This is a genomic window from Proteus sp. G2618 (assembly GCF_009915995.1).
GTDB classification, from domain to species: Bacteria; Pseudomonadota; Gammaproteobacteria; order Enterobacterales; family Enterobacteriaceae; genus Proteus; species Proteus terrae.
The window spans coordinates 112371-131352 of record NZ_JAABNI010000014.1; the positions used below are offsets into that span (position 1 = coordinate 112371).

The window sequence follows — 18982 nt, forward strand, 5'->3', positions numbered from 1 at the left end:
TTTTTTCTGGGAGGTTCCGATGGCAGGAAGACGCCCGAAACCGACCCACTTGAAGGTGGTCACCGGTAATCCGGGAAAACGAAAACTCAACGATAAAGAACCCCAACCCAAACGTGAAATTCCAAGCCCACCCGAACATTTAACGGATTGGGGGAAAATGGCGTGGGCAAAATTAACCTTATTACTCGATGGAATGGGCGTTTTAACCGTGGCTGACACGCTGGCATTAGAACGGCTGTGTGATATCTACGCTGATATTCTTCAATTGCGAGACACCATTGCCATTGAAGGTCGGACATACACCACAAAAACGCAATTAGGGGATTTTTTAATTAAAGCGAATCCTGCCGTTGCCATGTTGGCTGATGCAGATCGCCGTTTTAAAAGTTATTTAGTCGAGTTTGGTTTAACCCCCGCCGCTCGTTCGAAGGTGAAGATGGATGGTGGAGAAGAAGAGAAAGATCCGCTCAATCAATATTTCGGTTGATCCCGCAACGCAATACGCGCAAGACGTGCATCAAGGCAAAATCTTAGCGGGGCCTGATATTCGTCATGCATGTGCACGTCATCTCAAAGACTTAAATGAAGCCGAGCAACGAGGATTAGTCTGGGATGTTGAGGCTGTCAAAAGGGTGATCGACTTTTTCGCGAAAGTCTTAAAGCTCAATGGCGGGGAGCATGAAGGGAAACCGTTTATTTTATTGTCTTGGCAATGCTTTGTGATTGGCTCTATTTTTGGCTGGAAAATGACAGACGGCACACGCCGATTTCGCATGGTGTACGTTGAATCAGGTAAAGGTTCAGGAAAATCCCCGATGGCAGGTGGCGTTGGGTTGTATTGTTTAGTCGCCGACAGTGAACCGCGTGCCGAAGTGTATGCGGCAGCCACGAAAAAAGACCAAGCCATGATTTTGTTTCGTGATGCGGTGGCGATGGTTGATCAATCTCCCGCATTAAGTCAGCGGATCACCAAATCAGGCGGAACAGGCAAAGAGTGGAACTTGGCTTATTTGAAAACGAGTTCATTCTTTCGCCCGATTAGCTCAGATGATGGGCAATCAGGGCCTCGTCCCCATTGTGCGCTGATAGATGAAATTCATGAGCATAAAAATAATACCGCCGTTGAGATGATGCGAGCGGGCACAAAAGGTCGGCGACAAGCCTTGATATTTATGATCACCAATAGTGGGCATGATAAAACCAGTGTGTGTTATGACTATCATGAATACGGACGAAAAGTTGCCGAAGGCACTATCGAAGACGACAGCTTCTTTTCCTATATTTGCTCACTGGATGAGGGCGATGATCCCTTTAAGGATGAGTCTTGCTGGGGGAAAGCCAATCCGTCATTGGGCTACACCTTTTCTGATCGCTACTTACGTGAACAAGTGACACAAGCTCGAGGTATGCCCGCAAAAGAAAGCATTGTGCGTCGGCTTAATTTTTGCCAGTGGGTGGATGCCGATAATCCGTGGATTAACAGTGAAACATGGATGCAGTGTGAAAACACGTTCACCTTCGATGATCTTCAAGGTGAAGAGTGTTATGGCGGATTGGACTTATCAGGAACCAAAGATTTAACCGCATTAGCCCTGTATTTTCCTCGCCTCAAACGTCTTTATGTTGAATTTTGGACACCCAAAGACACTTTATTGGATAGAGCGAAAACCGACCGAGTGCCCTACGACTTATGGGTAAGGCAAGGTTTTATGCATACCACTCCAGGGAATGCGGTGAGGTATGAATTTGTGGCAGAACGCATTGCTGAAATGGCGATGCACGTCAGCATGAGAGCCATTGCCTTTGACCCTTATCGCATTAAATACCTTGAACCCAAACTCGATGAAGCGGGTGTGACGGTTCCTTTAACTCCGCATGGACAAGGATATTACAAAGCCAAAGATTCAGGGCTATGGATGCCACACTCTATCGAACTGTTTGAACAGCTAATTGATGACAAGAAGATTGAGATCCACACCAATCCTTGTTTGAGATGGAATGCCGCATCTGCTGTGCTTGAGGCTGACCAAAAAGATAACCGCGTCTTTGCCAAGAAAAAAAGCACTGGTCGAATTGATGGTGTGGTGGCATCAGCAATGGCGATTGGGGCTGCGGAAGGTGAGGTTGATGATGGCAACCTTGATGATTTTTTCTCTAACCCATTGAGTATGTGATGACAGATAAACAATATTCAATCGATTTGCGCACTAATCATGGTTGGTTTGCGCGTCTGGCTTCCTTCTTTGTTGGGGGAAGACTTGTGACACCTGAACAAGGTTCACAATCAGGCGCTATCTCAGCGCAAGGCTCGCTTGGTGATTCTTCTGTAAATGATGAGCGAATACTCCAAATATCCACGGTTTGGCGTTGTGTTAGCTTAATTTCGACGTTAACGGCTTGTTTGCCACTGGATGTGTTCGAAACGGATAAACAGGGAAATAGAACCAAAGTTGATTTAAGTAACCCATTGGCTCGATTACTGCGATATTCGCCCAATCAATATATGACCGCTCAAGAATTCCGAGAGGCAATGACTATGCAGCTTTGCTTTTATGGTAATGCTTTCGCGTTGATTGAGCGAAATAAAGTGGGTGATGTGATTAGCTTGCTTCCTCTGTTGTCTGCCAATATGGATGTACGCATGGAGGGGAAGAATATTATCTATAAATATCAGCGTGATCATGAGTTTGCGAAATTTAAACAACATGAAATTTTTCATTTAAAAGGGTTTGGTTTTAATGGATTAGTCGGATTGTCGCCTATTGCTTATGCGTGTAAGACAGCAAGCACGGCCGTTGCGATGGAAGATCAACAACGTGAGTTTTACGCTAATGGGGCTAAGTCTCCTAAAATTCTGACAACGGGCGATAAGGTATTGAATAAAGAGCAACGTAGCCAACTTGAAGAGAATTTCAAAGAAATTGCGGGTGGTCCCGTTAAAAAACGATTGTGGATCTTAGAAGGGGGATTTCAAGCACAAGATATTGGTGTTAGTCCTCAAGATGCAGAAACAATGTCTTCCCGCAAATTTCAAGTCAGTGAATTAGCCCGTTTCTTTGGTGTTCCCCCGCATTTAGTCGGCGATGTTGAAAAATCAACAAGTTGGGGAACAGGTATTGAGCAACAAAACTTAGGTTTTCTTCAATATACCTTACAACCCTATATCTCCCGATGGGAAAACTGCATTGCGCGTTGGCTTCTAAAACCCCCCGAAGTGGGAAAATACCATGCTGAACATAACCTTGATGGATTATTGCGAGGCGATTCTACTTCACGCGCCGCGTTTATGAAAGCGATGGGAGAATCGGGGCTAAGAACTATTAATGAAATGCGACGGCTTGATAATTATCCTCCTCTTGAAGGTGGAGATGTCGCTTACCGGCAAGCACAATATTTACCGATTAACCAACTCAATAAAGAGCCTCACGAAAGTGGGGCTTAATTATTTATGGGGGTTCAATGCCTGATATTAGAAAAACACTGAATTTTGATGAAGCGGAAATCAAATTTACGGGTGATGGCACACAAGGCGTTTTCGAAGGTTATGCCTCTGTATTTAGTCATCAAGATCTCGATGGTGACATTATTTTACCCGGTGCGTTTAAGCATGTTTTAGATAAGCAAAAACAAAAAGTCGCTATGTTTTATAACCATCGAGTCTGGGAGCTTCCTGTGGGGAAATGGGAGTACATGGAGGAAGATCAAAAAGGATTACGAGTGAGAGGACAACTGACACCCGGTCATAGTGCAGCTCAAGATCTAAAAGCGGCAATGAAGCATGGCACGGTTGACGGGCTTTCTATCGGATTCGGGTGTCTGCGTAATGATTTTGAGCGAACACCTTCAGGCCGTATTTTTAAAAATATCTCCCTGTTACGTGAAATTAGTATTTGTACATTTCCCGCTAATGACCAAGCACAGGTTTCATCACTCAAGAGCATCGATGGGTTATTAACGATCCGAGATATTGAGGATTGGCTGAGAGAGTCAGCCGGTTTATCAAAATCAGAAGCAGTCGGTTTTATTTCCCGCTTCAAATCCGCTATTCGGAGTGAGTCCGATGACACTCAACAATCCCTAGTCGCATCTATTGTTAACCAAATTAATGCATTTAATCTGAAAGGATAGAATATGTCTGACTTAGCTATTATCCAAGAAGCCATCGAAGGATCACAAAAAAAGGTGCAAGAGCTTTTCGATGCACAGAAGAAAGAAATTGAAGCTACTGGCGTAGTTTCAAAGCAATTACAAACAGATTTAGCCTTAGTTCAAGAGGAATTAAAAAAAGCTGGTGAACGTCTGTTTGATTTAGAGCAGAAAGGGGCAACGAGTGCTGATGATCCTAATACGAAAAAAGATTTTTCTGAGCGAGCAGCAGAAGCGCTGACAAAATCATGGAATGGGAGTCAGGCTTCTTATGAAGTGAAAACCTTTAATAAATCATTAGGCAGTGATGCGAGTTCAGCCGGAGTTCTCATTCAGCCGATGCAAGTACCGGGTATTATTATGCCGGGGATGCGTCGTTTAGTTATCCGCGATTTATTAGCACAAGGTCGTATTTCCAGTAACTCACTGGAATATGTACGCGAAAAATTGTTTACCAATAGCGCGGCACCCGTGAAAGAAAAGGCACAAAAACCAGAATCTAATCTGACGTTTGAAAAACAAACGGCAAATGTGATCACTATTGCTCATTGGATCCAAGCGTCTCGCCAAGTGATGGATGATGCTGTGCAGTTACAGTCTTACGTTAATAACCGCTTATTGTATGGTTTAGCGTTAGTGGAAGAGGAGCAATTACTCAATGGTGACGGTACAGCGGATAATTTGACGGGAATTAATCATGTTGCCACTGCATATGATACCACGTTGAATGCTACGGGCGACACGCATGCTGACCTGATTGCTCATGCCATTTATCAGGTAACAGAATCTGAATTTAGTGCCTCTGGTATTATTTTAAATCCTCGTGATTGGCATGCCATTGCGTTAATGAAAGATAAAGAAGGGCGTTATATTTTTGGTGGCCCACAAGCCTTTACTTCAAATGTAATGTGGGGATTACCTGTTGTTCCAACAAAAGCACAAAAACAAGGTGAGTTTACTGTTGGTGCATTTGATTTGGCGTCTCAAGTATGGGATCGAATGAATGCAGTTATCGAAGTGAGTCGAGAAGATCGTGATAACTTTGTGAAAAATATGCTGACCATTTTGTGTGAAGAGCGTTTAGCATTAGCCCATTATCGCCCTCAAGCCTTAATTAAAGGGACATTCCCAACGTCTGGAAGAAGTGCTTAAGTAATAGGTCGGGGTAGGTAACTATCCCGTATTACATCATGAATATCTTAGATGTCATTCCTCTTTCTTTATTAAAACAGCATCTCGAATACAGCGGTGATGATCGTGATGAGCAGATTCTATTTTATGCTCAAAGCGCATTAAATTATTGTTTGAGATGGTGTGATGAACCAGCATGGAAATCACCTGATGATATCCCTTATGAAGTGAAATCGGCCATGCTTTTGGTGCTGGGGGATATGTTTGAACATCGAACCAGCCAAAGTGAAATTCTGTTATATGAAAATAAAGCAGTAGAACGATTGTTACTGCTTTGTCGAAATTGGCGAGGTAGTTAATGGATCCGGGACGATTACGCCACACTATTCATATTCAAAAACCAGAATTAGCGCCTGATGCCATCAGTGGCAATGATGTGATTTGGACGGATCATGCGACAAAAGTACGTGCAGCGATCATGCCTTATCAAGGGCGAGAATATTTTCAAGCTCAGCAAGTACAAAGTGAGGCCACAACGCGAATTCTTATTCGCTATATTGCTGATATTGATACCTCGATGCGTATTGTATGGGGTAAGCGAATATTTAATATTATTTCGATTATTGACCCTGATGAGCGTCATCGTGAGCTTCAATTAATGTGCAAAGAGGGCGTGAATGATGGGTGAGATTAAAATCAGTGGATTGTCTGAACTCGCTCAACGAATGCAAGACATCGCCCGCAAAACCAGAAATCAAAGCGCACGTAAGGCGATGAATGCAGGGGCTTCGGCGTTAAAAGAAGAAATCAAACATCGAGTGCCTATTCTTAAGGAAATGGTACCGCATCGACGCAAAGGCACCATCAAGCGCAATATTCGTTCTAAAACGAAAGTGCAGCGTAATGGCCAAGTCAAAACGCGCATTTGGGTGAAATCATTATCAGGTAAAAAGGTGTCTGCCTTTAAACAAGTAACGGGAAAAAGTGCAACATTGAACCCGAATGATCCGTTTTATTGGTGGTTTGTCGAATTTGGTACCGCCAAGATGCCCGCACAACCGTTTATGCGCCCCAGCTTTGAAGTGAAAAAGGAAGCGACGGCTAAAGTGATAGTTCAAACACTCAAAGAGGATATTGAAAAAGCAAGGTAGAGATCATGATACAACAATTAAAAGAGACCCTTTCACCGCTTGTCGATGGAAGGGTTTTTTTTCAGGTATTACCCGAAGGCAAAGGGCATTATCCCGCCATAGTGATCCAGTTTGCCAGCATCACGCCTAACAGTGCGCTGGAGGATACGGATTTAGATAACTATCGCGTGCAACTTGATGTGTATGCGCTCCAGCCACAGCCCCTTATGGTCTTGCGTAAAAAAATCGAGGCTCAGATTGTTGCGACAATCCCATTTGCACAACGGGTGAATGCGGTCTTTGGGTATGAAGCGGATGTCAAATTGCATCGGCTTGTTCTTGAATTAATGATTTCATCAGATAAATAAGGAATGGATATGGCAAAGTCAAAAAACCATAAAGCGACGCCTTTCCTCGGCACGAAGATCTTTGTGCAAACCGGCTTAGGAGAGGCGATGACCGTGACGGAAGCCACGTTATCACCGGCAACTATTACCATCGCCAATAATAAGCTGAAAGCCGATGACATGATTATGTTATCGGGACTCGGGGAGTTAGATGGACGTTTTCCTGTTGCACAGGTTGATGGCAACAAAGTGACCCTGTGCGACGAAGTGGATTGGAGTGATAAAACGCTACCCACGGATTTTGCAAACGCCAAAGCACAACGCATTCAATGGTCTAATAATTTCTGTGCAGTAAAAAGCTTCAGTAAAGACGGTTCAACGACCGAACAAATTGATGTCACCACCATTTGCAGTGATGGCAAGGAATATGAATCCGGCGATACAGAATACGGCTCAATTAAATTGACCTTTTTCTTACGGTATAGCTCCAGTGAGGTGCAGCGACTCTTGCGTAAATATGAAAACAGCAAAGAAAAATTTGCGGTGAAAATGGTCTTAACACGAGATGAAGGCTCCATGTTTTATTACGGCTCCGTCGAAACGGGCATGAACATTGATGGCAGTGTGGGGCAAATGATGGATTCGGGGATCTCGATTAAATTGTCTGGCCGTGATTATTTGAATGCGAAGAAATAACCCCTAATTCACCTCTTTCATTATTTCTCATCTCCCTTCTCGATAAAAAATCTTAGGAGTGATTATGTCTAACGCTTTATTGCGTGAATTAGTGTTAAACCAAGCACTGAAAGTGACGCCTTTTACCTATTTAGACAACACCTTTTATGTCAAAGAGTTGGATGTTGGCACCATGAATTACATTCAGCGCAAACTTCGTCAAATTAAAATCAAGCTCGCCGAAGCGCAGGACATTTATTTAGACGAAGACGATCCCGAACAATTTAATGAGGCGATAAATCGTGTCTACGATGAATATGATGTCGCCAGAATGTTGGCCTTTAAGTTGTGTGATGAAAAAGGGGAACTGCTTTTTGATGCTGAAAATGAAGAAGACTTAAAAGGTCTTAATCGTTTAGGGCAAGGGTTCTCTAATGCGGTGTTTACAGCAGAAGCGGGGAATAGCGAAAAAAACTTGGAGAACGGCGACAATTCCAACTGATATTGTCGTTGGCACTGGGAAAAACGCTCGCGGAAATCGAGCAAATGCCTGAAAGCCACTTGTGTGAATATGAGGCTTTTTATCGCAAACAACCCTTTGGTTTATGGCGAGAGGATTATCGGATGGCACAAGTGGCGCATCTTCTCGCGATGATAAATCGTGATCCGAAAATGTCTCCGCCTGAATTGATGGATTTTATGCCGATGTGGAAGAAGAAAATCACGGAAGAAGAGGTGTGGGATAATGTCACTGAGAGTGTATTAGCTAATCGATAGCCCCACATCAGTGGGGCTTAATCGTTAACCACCGCGAGACATTTTCTCAATTTTTTTATCCGTATTGTATTGAGAAAGGGCATAAACCGACCAGATAGCCGCAGGGATCCAGCCAATTAAGGTGATTTGTAGGATAAGGCAGAAGATGCCAGCAAATGGGCGACCAATCGTGAAAAATTGTAACCAAGGTAGTAATAACGCCAGAATAAGTCTCATAAAACCCCCTCTATTATTCGAAATTTCAGTTTGTCAATAATTAAATCAATAGCAAATAACAAGGAATATTGCATTTATTCAGGGTGAAAGTTTGCTTTTGTAGTGTTCATACCAAGGATTGAATTTATGGCGGGAGCATTAGGTAAATTAAATATTGATTTGACGCTGAATACGGCAAATTTCACAAATGCGATCAACCGTAGCCAGCGCCAAACAGAACAATTTGGGCAAAGTATTCGCGTCAGTCTTCAAGCTATCACCGTACAACAAGAGCGAATGGTATCGCAAACCGCAAAATCCTCGGCGCTTTTTGCCCGTTTTGCGAGTGTCACCGCAAGTGCATTATCCATTCATCAAGTCATTAATTATGCCGATAGTTGGACGGAATTACAGAACCGCTTAAAACTGGTGACGGAAAGCTCCGTTGAGTTAAATAAAGCCACACAAGCCGTCTATGATATTGCCCAAAAAACCTATCAATCATTGGATGCCACAGCACAGGTTTATCAACGTTTTGCAGATAATGCAGATCGCTTAGGCTTAAGTCAGCAAAAAGTGGCTGAACTCACGGAAACCGTCTCAAAAGCCGTGGCGATTTCGGGGGCGAGTGCAACCGCAGCCCAAGCGGCATTAACCCAATTTGGTCAAGCATTAGCCTCGGGTCAGTTACGTGGCGAAGAGCTAAATTCAGTGATGGAGCAAACCCCTGCGTTAGCGAAAGCCATCGCTGACGGAATGGGTGTTAGTGTGGGCGAATTAAGGAAGAAAGCCCAAGATGGTGAAATGACGATTGAGAAAGTCATTCAAGCCTTAGAGCGTGCTGCCGACAGTGTGGATAAAAAATTCGCCACCAGTGTGACAACGGTTAGCCAAGGTTTCACTAATCTTCAATCGGCGATGACCAAATTTATTGGTGAAGCGAATCAAGGTACAGGTGCGACTCAGCTTTTTACCACAGGGATGACCACTCTTGCCGATAATCTATCGTTAGTCGCTAAAGTGGTTGAAGGGATCGCCGTCACGGCATTGGTAGCAAAACTCTCTCAATGGACGAAAGCCACTTATCTGAAAAATCAGACAACGTTGAATGAAGCCAAAGCCACATTACAGAGTGTGCAGGCAAACAGTGTGGCAGCAACCAGTGCCGTGAGGAAGGCATGGGCGGATAAAGAAGCTGCCACATCGGCGCTCAATAGAGCCAAAATGGAATATCAAGTTGCTAGAGGCACTAACGCGGAAAAAATAGCACTCGATAACCTTATCGCCACAAAGTCACTCGCAAGAACAGCCTCTTTAAACTATACACAAGCATTAACCGCAGAAAACGTTGCTCAACGTGCATTAACGACCGCTCGGCGTCAATCAACGGTGGCGGGGCGAGCGCTCAACAGTGTTATGGGATTAGCGGGTGGCCCTATTGGATTAGTGTTGACGGGTGTTGCAGCATTGGGAATGGGATTGTATGAATACAGCGAAAATGTCAAACAAGCCAAACTCGAATCGATTGAATTTGCCAATTCCCTTGATACATCAACAGAAGCGTTAAACAAAATGAGCAATGCCACATTAGTGGCGAATTTAAGTAAAGTTTCATCGGGCATTAACGCGCAATTGGAGAAAGTCGAGGAGCTTAAACAACAGGTCATTTCCTTACAAGGTCTATCAAAATACAGCGTTGAGAGTGAAAAGGCGTTTGCTGAACAAGGTGTGGGGGATTTATACCTTAAACGAGTGGCTGAAAAGCAAAAAGAGCTTGATGCTGCGATGGGGGTATATGCAGAGCAAGTTAATAACTTAGAGCGTCAGCGAGCCAATATGCAAAATATGTTGGCGACACTCAAAGAAAAAGTAGGTGATCAAGCCCCTGAATATAGACGTTATGCCACTGAGTTACAAAATGTTGATGTCGCTATTAATTCACTTAAGGCGAGCTTAAAGAGCTTAGGCATTGAATATGAATCACTCATTGATATCACGCTTCAGGCGACAAATAGCCAAGTGAATGCCGCCACGGCGATTGCTAAACAGATTGATGAATCGATTGAAAAATCACAACGTTCAGTGGCAAAAGCGCAAGCCACAGGGAGGGCATTAGCGAAATTAAATGCAGAAGATGTATTGGCTTCACGCAAAATTACGCCAGATATGCAAGGCTACGATAAGGCCTTACAAGCTGAAATTGAGGCACAACTGGCACTGCAAGCCAAACGGACGTATAAGCCTAGCCATAAATCAACCATTGATTATGCTAAACAGTACACCAAAATCTTGACGGAATTAGAGGAAAAACAAGCCTCATTGATTGCGGATGGACAAAGCATTCAGTTGTATGGCACTACCTCATCCTTTAATGAATACACATCCGCCTTAGCTGATATCAAACAGAATAAAGATAAGTTTGATGCCATCTTAAAAATCGATCCCAAAGCGATTGAGACAATAAAAGAAAAAGCGAAAGCCATTGATGATCTGGCGCGTGCCAACTCGGTTGCGCAATTTGCTTATGATCGCAGTAAAGAAATTGAGCAGATGCAATTTGAAACCACCTTGATAGGAAAATCGCGCGCAGAGCAAGAAAAGCTCAATGCCCTTCGTCAGATTGATGTGCTGTATCAGCAAGCCAGTGTGGATTTAGGCGAAAAAGAGTTAGCGAATTTACAACGCAATGTCGAACTCACTAAACAGCAGATTGAGGAAGAATTGAGGAAGCAAGAGGCCATGAAAGGTGATCCGATGGCGGGATTAAAACAAGGCTTATTGGATTTCAGTGAATCGGCCATGGATGTGATGGAGAACGTCAGAAATGTCACTACCAATGCGCTTAATAATATGTCTGATGCGTTAGCCGATTTTGCTTTAACGGGGAAAGGAAGCTTTAAAGATTTTGCCAATGCGGTGATCTCCGATATCACTCGAATGGTGATGAAAATGTTGGTTTTCAAAGCCATTGAAGCAGGTGGGCAGGCAATGGGCTTTGATATGGGATGGATGAGCAAAGGGCATGCTTACGGTGGTTATACGGGGCATGGCGGGAAATTTGAGCCTAAAGGGATTGTGCATGGTGGTGAGTTTGTTTTTACCAAAGAAGCGACGGCTAAATTAGGTGTCGGCAATCTCTATCGCTTAATGCATGCGGCGCAAGGTTATGCTTCGGGGGGCTTTGTGGGGGCGGTCGCAGGGCGAATGCCCGTTACACCACAACCGACGTTAGCCCGTGCAGGTGGTGTGCAAATGACCTTCGTCAATCATATTACGGTGACAGGAAATGGTGACGCTGTACTTGCGCAGGCAATGAAGGAAGCCGCACAACAAGGGACAGAAGCAGGCGCACAGAAAGCTCACGCGATGATGTTACAAGACTTTCAAAGTAATGGCGTAGCACGCAGAACATTAGGAGTCTAAATGTCTATTCTTGAATGGCCAAAAGAGGTGATCCCCACACAGGAAAACTGGCAATTATTGAGTAACAGCAAAACCTTTACCTCGCCATTTAATGGAAGTAGCCAGACGGTACGCTTTCCGGGAAGCCGTTGGCGTTGTGAGCTGACATTTAATAATTTAAATGAAGAGAAATCGCGCCAGTTAGAAGCGCTGGTGGCTTCATTGGATGGGATGTCGGGGCGAGTCAAAATAGCCAGTTGGATAAGAAAAGGGCGTTATGGGTACGGTTCGCCTCGTATTGCAATACCGAGCCAATTAGGTCATCGATTAGAAACGAAGGACTGGAAGCGCAATATGCGCGTGCTACAGCAAGGGGATCGCTTAACTGTGGGCAATGAACTCAAAATGGTGGTGGCGGATGTGGTCAGTGATAATCAAGGGCGTGCAAATATTCCTATTTCACCGATGTTAAGAACGTCACCTACCGTCAATGAAATGCTCGAGGTTGAGAGACCTTTTGGAGTTTTTCGTCTCGTTGATAATGAACAGGGTAAATTTCAGCATCGTCGCTTGGGGTATACCAATATCACGTTATCTTTTGAGGAGGTGTTGTACTAATGCAATATCATCCATTTTCTGATGCCATGGTCAACGCGATTAATGAGGGGGCTTATATCGTTTTAGCCGCCAGACTCGATTTGAAATCAGGCGTCACCTGTGCGCATACCGGTGTTGGGCAACTGATTATTGCGGGTGAAACTTATTTGGGCGTGGGCAGTTTAGGCGAAATCAGTCAGCTAAAAGAAAATAAGACAACCAGTCCTCCACAATTACAGCTTAAATTAGCGGGTTTTGATAAATCGCTGGTGGGAATGGTGATGAATGAGCAAAGTCGAGGACGAGAAGTGCGATTGATGATGGTCGCCATCGGCGAAGAGGGGAACCCGCTTCTTGCTGAAGTCTTATTTGTTGGACAAATCACATCTATCAATGTGGTGTCTGGCGAAGAAAATGCCGTATGTGTTAATGTTTCTAATCGATTCGAACGATGGTCAATCGGGTTACCCGATAGATTCACCGATGAGTCGTGGTCATCTCGACGGCAAGGTGATCGTATCTTTCGCTATGTGGCTCAAATGGCTGAACGGGCGATTTATTGGGGCAGTAAGAAAGATGCACCTGCATTTATTTATAAATAGTTATTTTTAAGAAAACGGGGACAACTGAAACGATGAATAAATTAGTTTTAACTTTTTTTGTATTCTCTTATTCCGCCTTTTTTTTACAACCATCTTATGCAGAGGATAATTTTGATTTCGCCAACACAGCTAAATTGGTATGTGAATATGGGGAAAACCAAAAAAGAAAAAGTGTTTGCAAGGATATGGTAAACCAATCGATAGTAGCAGCGGTTGAAATTGGTAGAGCAAGTGCTTTCTGCGAAATAGCAAAAAATAATGGTGAAAAAATTAATAATAACTTAAAAGTAGAGTGTGAAAGAAAAATGAAAATGGTTGAAGAAATCCGTAATCTTGAAAATTAATTTAATGTTTAAATAAACTATATATGGAATAAATTTAAACCATTATAACTTAATTCTCGACCCTCTTTAGAGGGTCTTTTGTTTTCTAAGGGTCTTAATGAAACAACAAAACTGGACACTCCAGTTACCAGAAACGATAAGGGCGGCGATGAGTCGCCCTTTTTCATGGGGTGAATTTGATTGTTGTATTTTTACCTCGGAATGTATTGACGCACAATGTGGTTTCTCTCCGATAAAGCCTTATCTCAATCACTATAAAACTAAAGCTGAAGCCTTCAACCTGATCAAATCTAAATTTGGCTCACTTGATAGAGCAGTTTCACGCTATTTCAAATCCATTGAGATTGAGCGCGTTCAGCGTGGCGACCTCGTACTGTTCAAAGGTGAGGACGGTGACAGTTTAGCGGTGGTCTGGGCGGGGCATTATTGGGGCGTAACGCCACAAGGTGTAAAGCCAGTGCAGATTAACCCAATCAAAGCGTGGAGAGTGGAATAATGGGTGGGAGTGGTGGATTAATTTCAAAAGTCGTGGGTGCTGGCTTAATGATTGCTGGGCTATTTACCGGTGGCGTGACATCGGCGATGGGCATGGCGCTGATGGCGGCAGGCGTTGCGGTTCAAGTCGCGGGTTCGCTTATCTTTAAGCCGAAACTTCCGTCAATGAATTATCGAGATACTGGTGAACGCAAACAGATGTTACGTTCATCGTCTGCCCCTGAAACCGTGATCGTCGGAAAAACAGTGATATCGGGTTTGCTTTTCTTCGCAGAGGAAGAAACTGGCGAACAAGATGAAAATGAAAAAATCACACTGGCATTAGCGTTGGCAGGACACCCCATAGAGAAAATTGGGAAGATCTGGTTGGGTGATGATCTCATTGAGACTTTTGGTGATAAAGCCTCATGGGAATTACATAACGATAGGGAAGATGCCGATCCCTTTATGTTTAAAAATTGCCCGTCATGGAAAGAAGATATGATTGGTCGAGGTCTGGCGTGGTTACGTGTGACACTCACGTTTGACCAAGAAAAATTCCCTTATGGATTACCCAATGTGAAATGTGAAGTCTGGGGAAAACATCTGTTTGATCCTCGCACTGGGCAAACTGCATGGAGTAATAATGGGGCTTTAGTCATTTTGGATTATTACCGCCATTATTTAAAAGTGCCTGATACGGATATTGATTTTGACAGCTTTAAACTGGCAGCCGATTTATGTGATGAAAAAGTGAGTCTGCCAGAAGGCGGATTTGAGTCGCGATATACCCTTAATGGCGCCTATGATTTAAATGAGAGTCCATCCAGTGTCTTGGAAGCAATGCACAAATGTATTAACGCTGAACCGACATTTACAGCAGGAAAACACGGTATTCAAATCGGCGCTTATTATGGGCCGGCAATAAAAACCATTACCGAATCACAATTGATTGGCACTGTCACATGTACCCCTGAAACAGGTTTAAAAGACGCGACCAATGCGGTGTATGGCACATTTATTGATGCCGAACAGTTGTACACAAAAACCGATTTCACGCCTGTGATTGTGGACGAATGGGTGAAAGAGGATGGCTTAGAAATTCGGGAGAACATCGATTATCGTTTTGTCACCAGCCCTTATCAAGCCCAACGATTAGCCCGCCAATATCTTCGCAAAAAGAAAGCAGGAAGACGGGTTCAACTCACGATGAACTTAGACGGCTATGCTTATCGTCCCGGGGAAGTTGTGCTTTTAGAATTACCGGCTTTGGGGATTAGTGGACTGGAATTCCGTATTGCCGAATGGTCTTTTCATGCATTAGACGGTGTGGCTTTAACGTTGGAAGAGGATGGTGCCTATTTATATGAAGATGTGATTGGCAAACCGTTTGAGCGTCCGCCATTTGTGAGTTTACCCACTGGCGGTGTTGCTTCCCCGATTAATCTTACCTTTGTTCCACTTGCTGTCAGTGACATCGTGCAAGGTACGCTTTCTTGGCAGAATGTGGCGTCTGATGTGCGCTATAACACCGTCACTATTCTTCAAGAAGGCAACGTTATTCAATCTATTCAGGTACCGGCCGAGCGTGTCGATATTAACGGATTAGCGCGAGGGACTTATCGTGTTGAAGTCAGAGCAACAAACGTTGCCGGTGCGATGTCGGCACCTGCTATCAGTGACTTTGCCATTCAAGCACCACCGCCTCCAGAGTATATTGATGTTACCTCTGGCTTATTTAATCTGACCATTGCACCGAGACAAGGCGATAGTGCTGTCTTTAGTTATACCTTTGAGTTTTGGTTTAGTGAGGAAAAACTCGCTGATCTTTCTGAAAATGAAGTGATCACCAAAACAAATAAAGTTGGCCAAGGGAATTTCTGGACGCAAGAGAATTTAAAAGCAGGACATACGTATTATTTTTATGTTCGAACAATCAACAGCTATGGCAAATCACCTTTTGTGGAAGCTTCAGGTACTTGCTCTTCTCAAACCGATTTAATTCTTGAGGAATTGACGGGGCAAATTAGTCGAGATCAACTCGCACAAGACTTATTGGGTGAAATTAACAGCAAAGCTAACCAAATCGATATTACTGAATTACATGAGTTAATGAGGATAAATCACGATAAGCTTTTAGAAGAGTCAATGAGGCAAGGCGCGACGATTGAAGAAAGTGAAAAAAAACGGGAGGAGGCAGAAAAATTACTGGCTGAGCGGATGAATAAAGTTTCAACGGCAACAGAAGCACAGGCGGCAGCGATTAAACAAGAGCAACAAGCGCGTATTGAGTCTGATCAAACCGAAGCGCAACAACGCCAATCTTTAGCGACACAACTTCGAGGTGATTATACCGGCAATGATTTATCGAAAGTCACCGCAGGACTTATCTCCACAGAGAAACAAGCGCGAGTCACAGGCGACCAAGCGGAAGCGAAAGCCAGACAGTCACTGGAAACACGGATGAATGGGAATGTTTCCGCGATTAATAAATCACTAGAAACCCTCACCTCGAAACAGCAAGCACAATCGAAAGATATTTCAACGCTCAATTCAAATCTTAAGGGGAAAGCTGATAGCAGTGCGGTAAATGCATTAAATACGCGAGTATCTAATATTGATGGCAAAGTGACATCCACAACCTCTCAGGTACAAACGTTATCCAGTAAATTAGATAAAGTGAAAGCCGATTTAACGGAATATGTGGTGGTGGATTTAGATTTATCTAAACTCAATGAAAATACCTATTATCCGGTTATTTTGCCTTTAGTAACCTCTCGACGTTATGCCTTTAAGGTTTTTAGAACCTTAGGACAATATTCAGATAATAAACCCAGCTATGCGACTCACAGCACCAAAGGTTTTGCCATGATTGTGGAATGGCAAGTCAGTGGTTCTGGATGGGGAACTCAGTCTGAAAACCGCATCATTGATAATTTTGATTGGAAATGGACAAATCAATCTCCTGTGATGGGGCCTGCTCAATTAACGAATAGCTCTGTGGAATATATCTATTTGCGAGGAGGGGCAAAATATCAGTTAACTAAACACAAAAGTGTTAACCATCAAATCATCACCAGTACTTACACCATCAACAAACAATCAGTAGCACCAAAAGGGTTTGTGGCGAATGACGTACCTAAATCCAGCGAACAGAAAGCCAATGCAACGGCGAATGCGGTAAACCAACTTGAAACTAAAGTGACTGAGGTCTCAAGTAAAGTGACCTCTACCGCCCAGCAAGTCACTCGCCTAGAAAGCCAAGTGGGGACAAGTTCAGCCAAAATCGAACAAACTTCGAAAGTGGTCACAGACATAAATGGCAAAATTTCGACATCATGGACAATGAAAGTCCAGCAGGATAGCAAAGGGAATAAAGTCATTACTGGCATTGGCTTAGGGTTTAATGCACAAGGAAATAGTCAATTTCTGGTTAATGCCCAAAACTTTGCAGTGATATCGTCATTAAACGGTAAAGTGGTGACACCGTTTGTGATCCAAAATGGACAAGCTTTTTTCAATGATGCGTTATTTAGCAAGGCAACCATTGATAAATTATCAGTAGGTAAAAAGATAACCTCGACTAATTATTTAGCGGGCAAGAAAGGATTTAATATTGATGCCACAACAGGGAATGTGGAATTAAATGATGCGGTATTTCGTGGACGATTAGATATTAATTCAGGCAGTACGAAAGGGCGGTTAGTGATCACCAATAATACTATTTATGTTTACGATGAAAACAATCAGTTAGCGGCAAAAATAGGTTATTTAGGGTAGCGTATGAAGTTTATTGTTTTAATTACAGCATTATTATTGTCAGGGTGTACCTCTGGATATAAGAAAGTCGATTGCCAAGGTGTTTACCAAATAAAAACTTTTCACTATCAACAACCTGTATTGGTGAAGTTTGATAAAAAACGAGAAACCATTAAAGGGCCTCTTTATCATGCTGTACCTCAATTAGGATTTAAATTCTTGGGAGGATGGGTATCTCCTGATGCGGTAGAGGATTTCTCATGTCGTGGGGAATAGAGATATATGAAAAAGGAAAGCCAATAAAAATCACAGGGCGTTCGTTTATTTTTGACCAAATAGCGGTCACTCAAAATGGCAGTAAAACTTATAATAATATTCCTAAAGGGCGGTCATTGGCCGCCTATATTGTAGCTAGAAATCGAGGATCTTATTTCACTGTTAGAGTCGAGAATAATAAAATCTCGTGGAATTCTCTACGCGGTAGCCAATCGATTAATGGAATTATTATGGTACTAATTAAATGAGTAAATATGGTGCATTATTTTTTAATCAGGGAATTACCGAAGAATTAACACCTTATGAATCAGCCGTATTTTTAAAGAAAATAAAAACAAAGCCAGGACTAATTAAAGTCATCGAAGGTAATAATAACGCAGTGCCACTTATTTTTATTCGAGTTCTTAATTCCTCTAATCCATCATTAGGTGGATTATCTGAAGTGATTTATGAGAATAATGCGTGGTGTGTGAATTTAATCGATACTATTCAAGGTAATTCAGCAGAATATGAGCTCTATGTATTTGTGAAGTCTTCTTATCATATTTCACTTCATCCCCAAAAATGGGGAATTCAAATTTATCATAAAGGTGTTATTACACACGCTTCAAGCCAAAGACCACTTAATTTATTGGAAGGAAATAATTTTGTACTTACAGGAAATAATTGGAATGGTGTGGATGTCGGTTTCCCCTGTGCAGTATTAATCACAACAATAGGGCATATTGGTATGATGGATTCGATGGGAGGAAAAACGATTAGAGTAACTCTTTGTGGACGAGGTAACCGTATTATTCCTCATTCCATGATAGTGTCCGGACAGATGTCAACAACCTCACTAGGAAAGCAGTATTTTTATATTGATGTGAGGGAGTATGGTGGGTGATAAAAGAGCTTAGTTAGTTTAATTGGTGGGAATGAAAGCTCATTAAAGGAAAATATATATTCGCTGGTGGTTGGCTTCGTGCCAAGAGCGGACATATTTAGCAACGGAATGTATTCAGTATAGTTAGTGGATTTTTGCGGGGAATTAGGTTTTGAGAAACCTTGATGAAATTGTAAAGTTTGTTAATATCAAAACAAGAAATTTAACTAATGGTTAAACAAACTCAAATACACCTTCTTTT

At 42.9% G+C, this 18982-nt stretch carries 22 protein-coding genes; 21 read left to right on the forward strand and 1 reads right to left on the reverse strand.

Annotated features, from left to right (window positions below):
* The first annotated feature begins 19 nt into the window (after nucleotides 1-19).
* From GWJ01_RS05910 to GWJ01_RS05965, 12 genes are all read left to right on the forward strand, one after another.
* Entirely contained in the window at nucleotides 20-487 is a 468-nt protein-coding gene (locus GWJ01_RS05910) for a phage terminase small subunit P27 family (RefSeq protein ID WP_161710842.1), read from the forward strand.
* Nucleotides 441-2174: a terminase large subunit gene (locus GWJ01_RS05915; protein ID WP_161710843.1), complete on the forward strand. Its 1734-nt coding sequence runs from the start codon at nucleotides 441-443 to the stop codon at nucleotides 2172-2174. Before GWJ01_RS05910 ends, GWJ01_RS05915 begins: the two co-directional genes overlap by 47 nt.
* Nucleotides 2174-3442 carry a phage portal protein gene (locus GWJ01_RS05920; protein ID WP_004242475.1) on the forward strand — a complete coding sequence of 423 codons (1269 nt, stop codon included), beginning with the start codon at nucleotides 2174-2176 and terminating at the stop codon, nucleotides 3440-3442. The genes GWJ01_RS05915 and GWJ01_RS05920 overlap by 1 nt, the downstream gene beginning before the upstream one ends.
* 17 nt (nucleotides 3443-3459) lie before the next feature.
* Nucleotides 3460-4128: an HK97 family phage prohead protease gene (locus tag GWJ01_RS05925; RefSeq protein ID WP_020946083.1), complete on the forward strand. Its 669-nt coding sequence runs from the start codon at nucleotides 3460-3462 to the stop codon at nucleotides 4126-4128.
* Nucleotides 4129-4131: 3 nt separating this feature from the next.
* Complete coding sequence (locus GWJ01_RS05930) at nucleotides 4132-5298, forward strand: phage major capsid protein (protein WP_161710844.1); 1167 nt, start codon at nucleotides 4132-4134, stop codon at nucleotides 5296-5298.
* 38 nt (nucleotides 5299-5336) lie between these two features.
* Nucleotides 5337-5636: a head-tail connector protein gene (locus GWJ01_RS05935; RefSeq protein ID WP_036937611.1), complete on the forward strand. Its 300-nt coding sequence runs from the start codon at nucleotides 5337-5339 to the stop codon at nucleotides 5634-5636.
* Nucleotides 5636-5965, forward strand: coding sequence for a phage head closure protein (locus GWJ01_RS05940; RefSeq protein WP_161710845.1), 330 nt, complete (start codon nucleotides 5636-5638; stop codon nucleotides 5963-5965). Before GWJ01_RS05935 ends, GWJ01_RS05940 begins: the two co-directional genes overlap by 1 nt.
* On the forward strand, nucleotides 5955-6428 hold the full coding sequence (locus GWJ01_RS05945; protein ID WP_161710846.1) for an HK97-gp10 family putative phage morphogenesis protein: 474 nt from the start codon (nucleotides 5955-5957) through the stop codon (nucleotides 6426-6428). Before GWJ01_RS05940 ends, GWJ01_RS05945 begins: the two co-directional genes overlap by 11 nt.
* 5 nt (nucleotides 6429-6433) lie before the next feature.
* Nucleotides 6434-6775 carry a tail completion protein gp17 gene (gene gp17 / locus GWJ01_RS05950; protein WP_161710847.1) on the forward strand — a complete coding sequence of 114 codons (342 nt, stop codon included), beginning with the start codon at nucleotides 6434-6436 and terminating at the stop codon, nucleotides 6773-6775.
* Nucleotides 6776-6784: 9 nt separating this feature from the next.
* Nucleotides 6785-7450, forward strand: a complete 666-nt coding sequence (locus tag GWJ01_RS05955) for a hypothetical protein (protein WP_143475174.1) — start codon at nucleotides 6785-6787, stop codon at nucleotides 7448-7450.
* Nucleotides 7451-7514: 64 nt separating this feature from the next.
* Nucleotides 7515-7931: a hypothetical protein gene (locus GWJ01_RS05960; RefSeq protein ID WP_036894767.1), complete on the forward strand. Its 417-nt coding sequence runs from the start codon at nucleotides 7515-7517 to the stop codon at nucleotides 7929-7931.
* A gap of 44 nt (nucleotides 7932-7975) precedes the next feature.
* Nucleotides 7976-8206 (forward strand): phage tail assembly protein T, encoded by a 231-nt coding sequence (locus GWJ01_RS05965; RefSeq protein ID WP_231133514.1) that lies wholly within the window; start codon nucleotides 7976-7978, stop codon nucleotides 8204-8206.
* 24 nt (nucleotides 8207-8230) lie between these two features.
* Here GWJ01_RS05965 and GWJ01_RS05970 read toward each other — a convergent pair whose 3' ends face one another.
* Nucleotides 8231-8422 carry a YqaE/Pmp3 family membrane protein gene (locus GWJ01_RS05970; protein ID WP_004242485.1) on the reverse strand — a complete coding sequence of 64 codons (192 nt, stop codon included), beginning with the start codon at nucleotides 8420-8422 and terminating at the stop codon, nucleotides 8231-8233.
* Between the two features lie 126 nt (nucleotides 8423-8548).
* Between GWJ01_RS05970 and GWJ01_RS05975 the strand changes: the two genes are divergently transcribed.
* The 9 genes from GWJ01_RS05975 to GWJ01_RS06015 all read left to right on the forward strand — a co-directional run bounded on the left by GWJ01_RS05975 (nucleotide 8549) and on the right by GWJ01_RS06015 (nucleotide 18741).
* A complete protein-coding gene (locus GWJ01_RS05975) occupies nucleotides 8549-11824 on the forward strand; it encodes a phage tail tape measure protein (RefSeq protein ID WP_161710848.1) in 3276 nt (1091 codons plus the stop codon).
* Nucleotides 11825-12421, forward strand: a complete 597-nt coding sequence (locus GWJ01_RS05980; protein ID WP_161710849.1) for a hypothetical protein — start codon at nucleotides 11825-11827, stop codon at nucleotides 12419-12421.
* Nucleotides 12421-13002, forward strand: a complete 582-nt coding sequence (locus tag GWJ01_RS05985) for a hypothetical protein (protein ID WP_161710850.1) — start codon at nucleotides 12421-12423, stop codon at nucleotides 13000-13002. Before GWJ01_RS05980 ends, GWJ01_RS05985 begins: the two co-directional genes overlap by 1 nt.
* 32 nt (nucleotides 13003-13034) lie before the next feature.
* Complete coding sequence (locus GWJ01_RS05990; protein WP_041701214.1) at nucleotides 13035-13346, forward strand: hypothetical protein; 312 nt, start codon at nucleotides 13035-13037, stop codon at nucleotides 13344-13346.
* A 97-nt stretch (nucleotides 13347-13443) separates the two neighbouring features.
* Nucleotides 13444-13842, forward strand: coding sequence for a DUF6950 family protein (locus GWJ01_RS05995; RefSeq protein ID WP_161710851.1), 399 nt, complete (start codon nucleotides 13444-13446; stop codon nucleotides 13840-13842).
* Nucleotides 13842-17600, forward strand: a complete 3759-nt coding sequence (locus GWJ01_RS06000; protein ID WP_161710852.1) for a phage tail protein — start codon at nucleotides 13842-13844, stop codon at nucleotides 17598-17600. Before GWJ01_RS05995 ends, GWJ01_RS06000 begins: the two co-directional genes overlap by 1 nt.
* Before the next feature lie 3 nt (nucleotides 17601-17603).
* Nucleotides 17604-17855, forward strand: a complete 252-nt coding sequence (locus GWJ01_RS06005; protein WP_004242498.1) for a hypothetical protein — start codon at nucleotides 17604-17606, stop codon at nucleotides 17853-17855.
* Nucleotides 17840-18103: a hypothetical protein gene (locus tag GWJ01_RS06010; RefSeq protein WP_004242500.1), complete on the forward strand. Its 264-nt coding sequence runs from the start codon at nucleotides 17840-17842 to the stop codon at nucleotides 18101-18103. Before GWJ01_RS06005 ends, GWJ01_RS06010 begins: the two co-directional genes overlap by 16 nt.
* On the forward strand, nucleotides 18100-18741 hold the full coding sequence (locus GWJ01_RS06015) for a hypothetical protein (protein WP_161710853.1): 642 nt from the start codon (nucleotides 18100-18102) through the stop codon (nucleotides 18739-18741). Before GWJ01_RS06010 ends, GWJ01_RS06015 begins: the two co-directional genes overlap by 4 nt.
* Nucleotides 18742-18982 lie beyond the last annotated feature (241 nt).

What these genes read in the sequence shown, in the direction of transcription:
- GWJ01_RS05925 (WP_020946083.1), top strand. Translation starts at nt 3,460, where the DNA reads ATGCCTGATATTAGAAAAACACTGAATTTTGATGAAGCGGAAATCAAA.
- GWJ01_RS05975 (WP_161710848.1), top strand. Translation starts at nt 8,549, where the DNA reads ATGGCGGGAGCATTAGGTAAATTAAATATTGATTTGACGCTGAATACG.
- GWJ01_RS05995 (WP_161710851.1), top strand. Translation starts at nt 13,444, where the DNA reads ATGAAACAACAAAACTGGACACTCCAGTTACCAGAAACGATAAGGGCG.
- GWJ01_RS05960 (WP_036894767.1), top strand. Translation starts at nt 7,515, where the DNA reads ATGTCTAACGCTTTATTGCGTGAATTAGTGTTAAACCAAGCACTGAAA.
- GWJ01_RS05965 (WP_231133514.1), top strand. Translation starts at nt 7,976, where the DNA reads ATGCCTGAAAGCCACTTGTGTGAATATGAGGCTTTTTATCGCAAACAA.
- GWJ01_RS05930 (WP_161710844.1), top strand. Translation starts at nt 4,132, where the DNA reads ATGTCTGACTTAGCTATTATCCAAGAAGCCATCGAAGGATCACAAAAA.
- GWJ01_RS05915 (WP_161710843.1), top strand. Translation starts at nt 441, where the DNA reads ATGGTGGAGAAGAAGAGAAAGATCCGCTCAATCAATATTTCGGTTGAT.
- GWJ01_RS06010 (WP_004242500.1), top strand. Translation starts at nt 17,840, where the DNA reads ATGTCGTGGGGAATAGAGATATATGAAAAAGGAAAGCCAATAAAAATC.
- GWJ01_RS05940 (WP_161710845.1), top strand. Translation starts at nt 5,636, where the DNA reads ATGGATCCGGGACGATTACGCCACACTATTCATATTCAAAAACCAGAA.
- GWJ01_RS05945 (WP_161710846.1), top strand. Translation starts at nt 5,955, where the DNA reads ATGATGGGTGAGATTAAAATCAGTGGATTGTCTGAACTCGCTCAACGA.
- GWJ01_RS06015 (WP_161710853.1), top strand. Translation starts at nt 18,100, where the DNA reads ATGAGTAAATATGGTGCATTATTTTTTAATCAGGGAATTACCGAAGAA.
- GWJ01_RS05970 (WP_004242485.1), bottom strand. Translation starts at nt 8,422, where the DNA reads ATGAGACTTATTCTGGCGTTATTACTACCTTGGTTACAATTTTTCACG.
- gp17 (WP_161710847.1), top strand. Translation starts at nt 6,434, where the DNA reads ATGATACAACAATTAAAAGAGACCCTTTCACCGCTTGTCGATGGAAGG.
- GWJ01_RS05990 (WP_041701214.1), top strand. Translation starts at nt 13,035, where the DNA reads ATGAATAAATTAGTTTTAACTTTTTTTGTATTCTCTTATTCCGCCTTT.
- GWJ01_RS06005 (WP_004242498.1), top strand. Translation starts at nt 17,604, where the DNA reads ATGAAGTTTATTGTTTTAATTACAGCATTATTATTGTCAGGGTGTACC.
- GWJ01_RS05985 (WP_161710850.1), top strand. Translation starts at nt 12,421, where the DNA reads ATGCAATATCATCCATTTTCTGATGCCATGGTCAACGCGATTAATGAG.
- GWJ01_RS05920 (WP_004242475.1), top strand. Translation starts at nt 2,174, where the DNA reads ATGACAGATAAACAATATTCAATCGATTTGCGCACTAATCATGGTTGG.
- GWJ01_RS05935 (WP_036937611.1), top strand. Translation starts at nt 5,337, where the DNA reads ATGAATATCTTAGATGTCATTCCTCTTTCTTTATTAAAACAGCATCTC.
- GWJ01_RS05980 (WP_161710849.1), top strand. Translation starts at nt 11,825, where the DNA reads ATGTCTATTCTTGAATGGCCAAAAGAGGTGATCCCCACACAGGAAAAC.
- GWJ01_RS06000 (WP_161710852.1), top strand. Translation starts at nt 13,842, where the DNA reads ATGGGTGGGAGTGGTGGATTAATTTCAAAAGTCGTGGGTGCTGGCTTA.
- GWJ01_RS05910 (WP_161710842.1), top strand. Translation starts at nt 20, where the DNA reads ATGGCAGGAAGACGCCCGAAACCGACCCACTTGAAGGTGGTCACCGGT.
- GWJ01_RS05955 (WP_143475174.1), top strand. Translation starts at nt 6,785, where the DNA reads ATGGCAAAGTCAAAAAACCATAAAGCGACGCCTTTCCTCGGCACGAAG.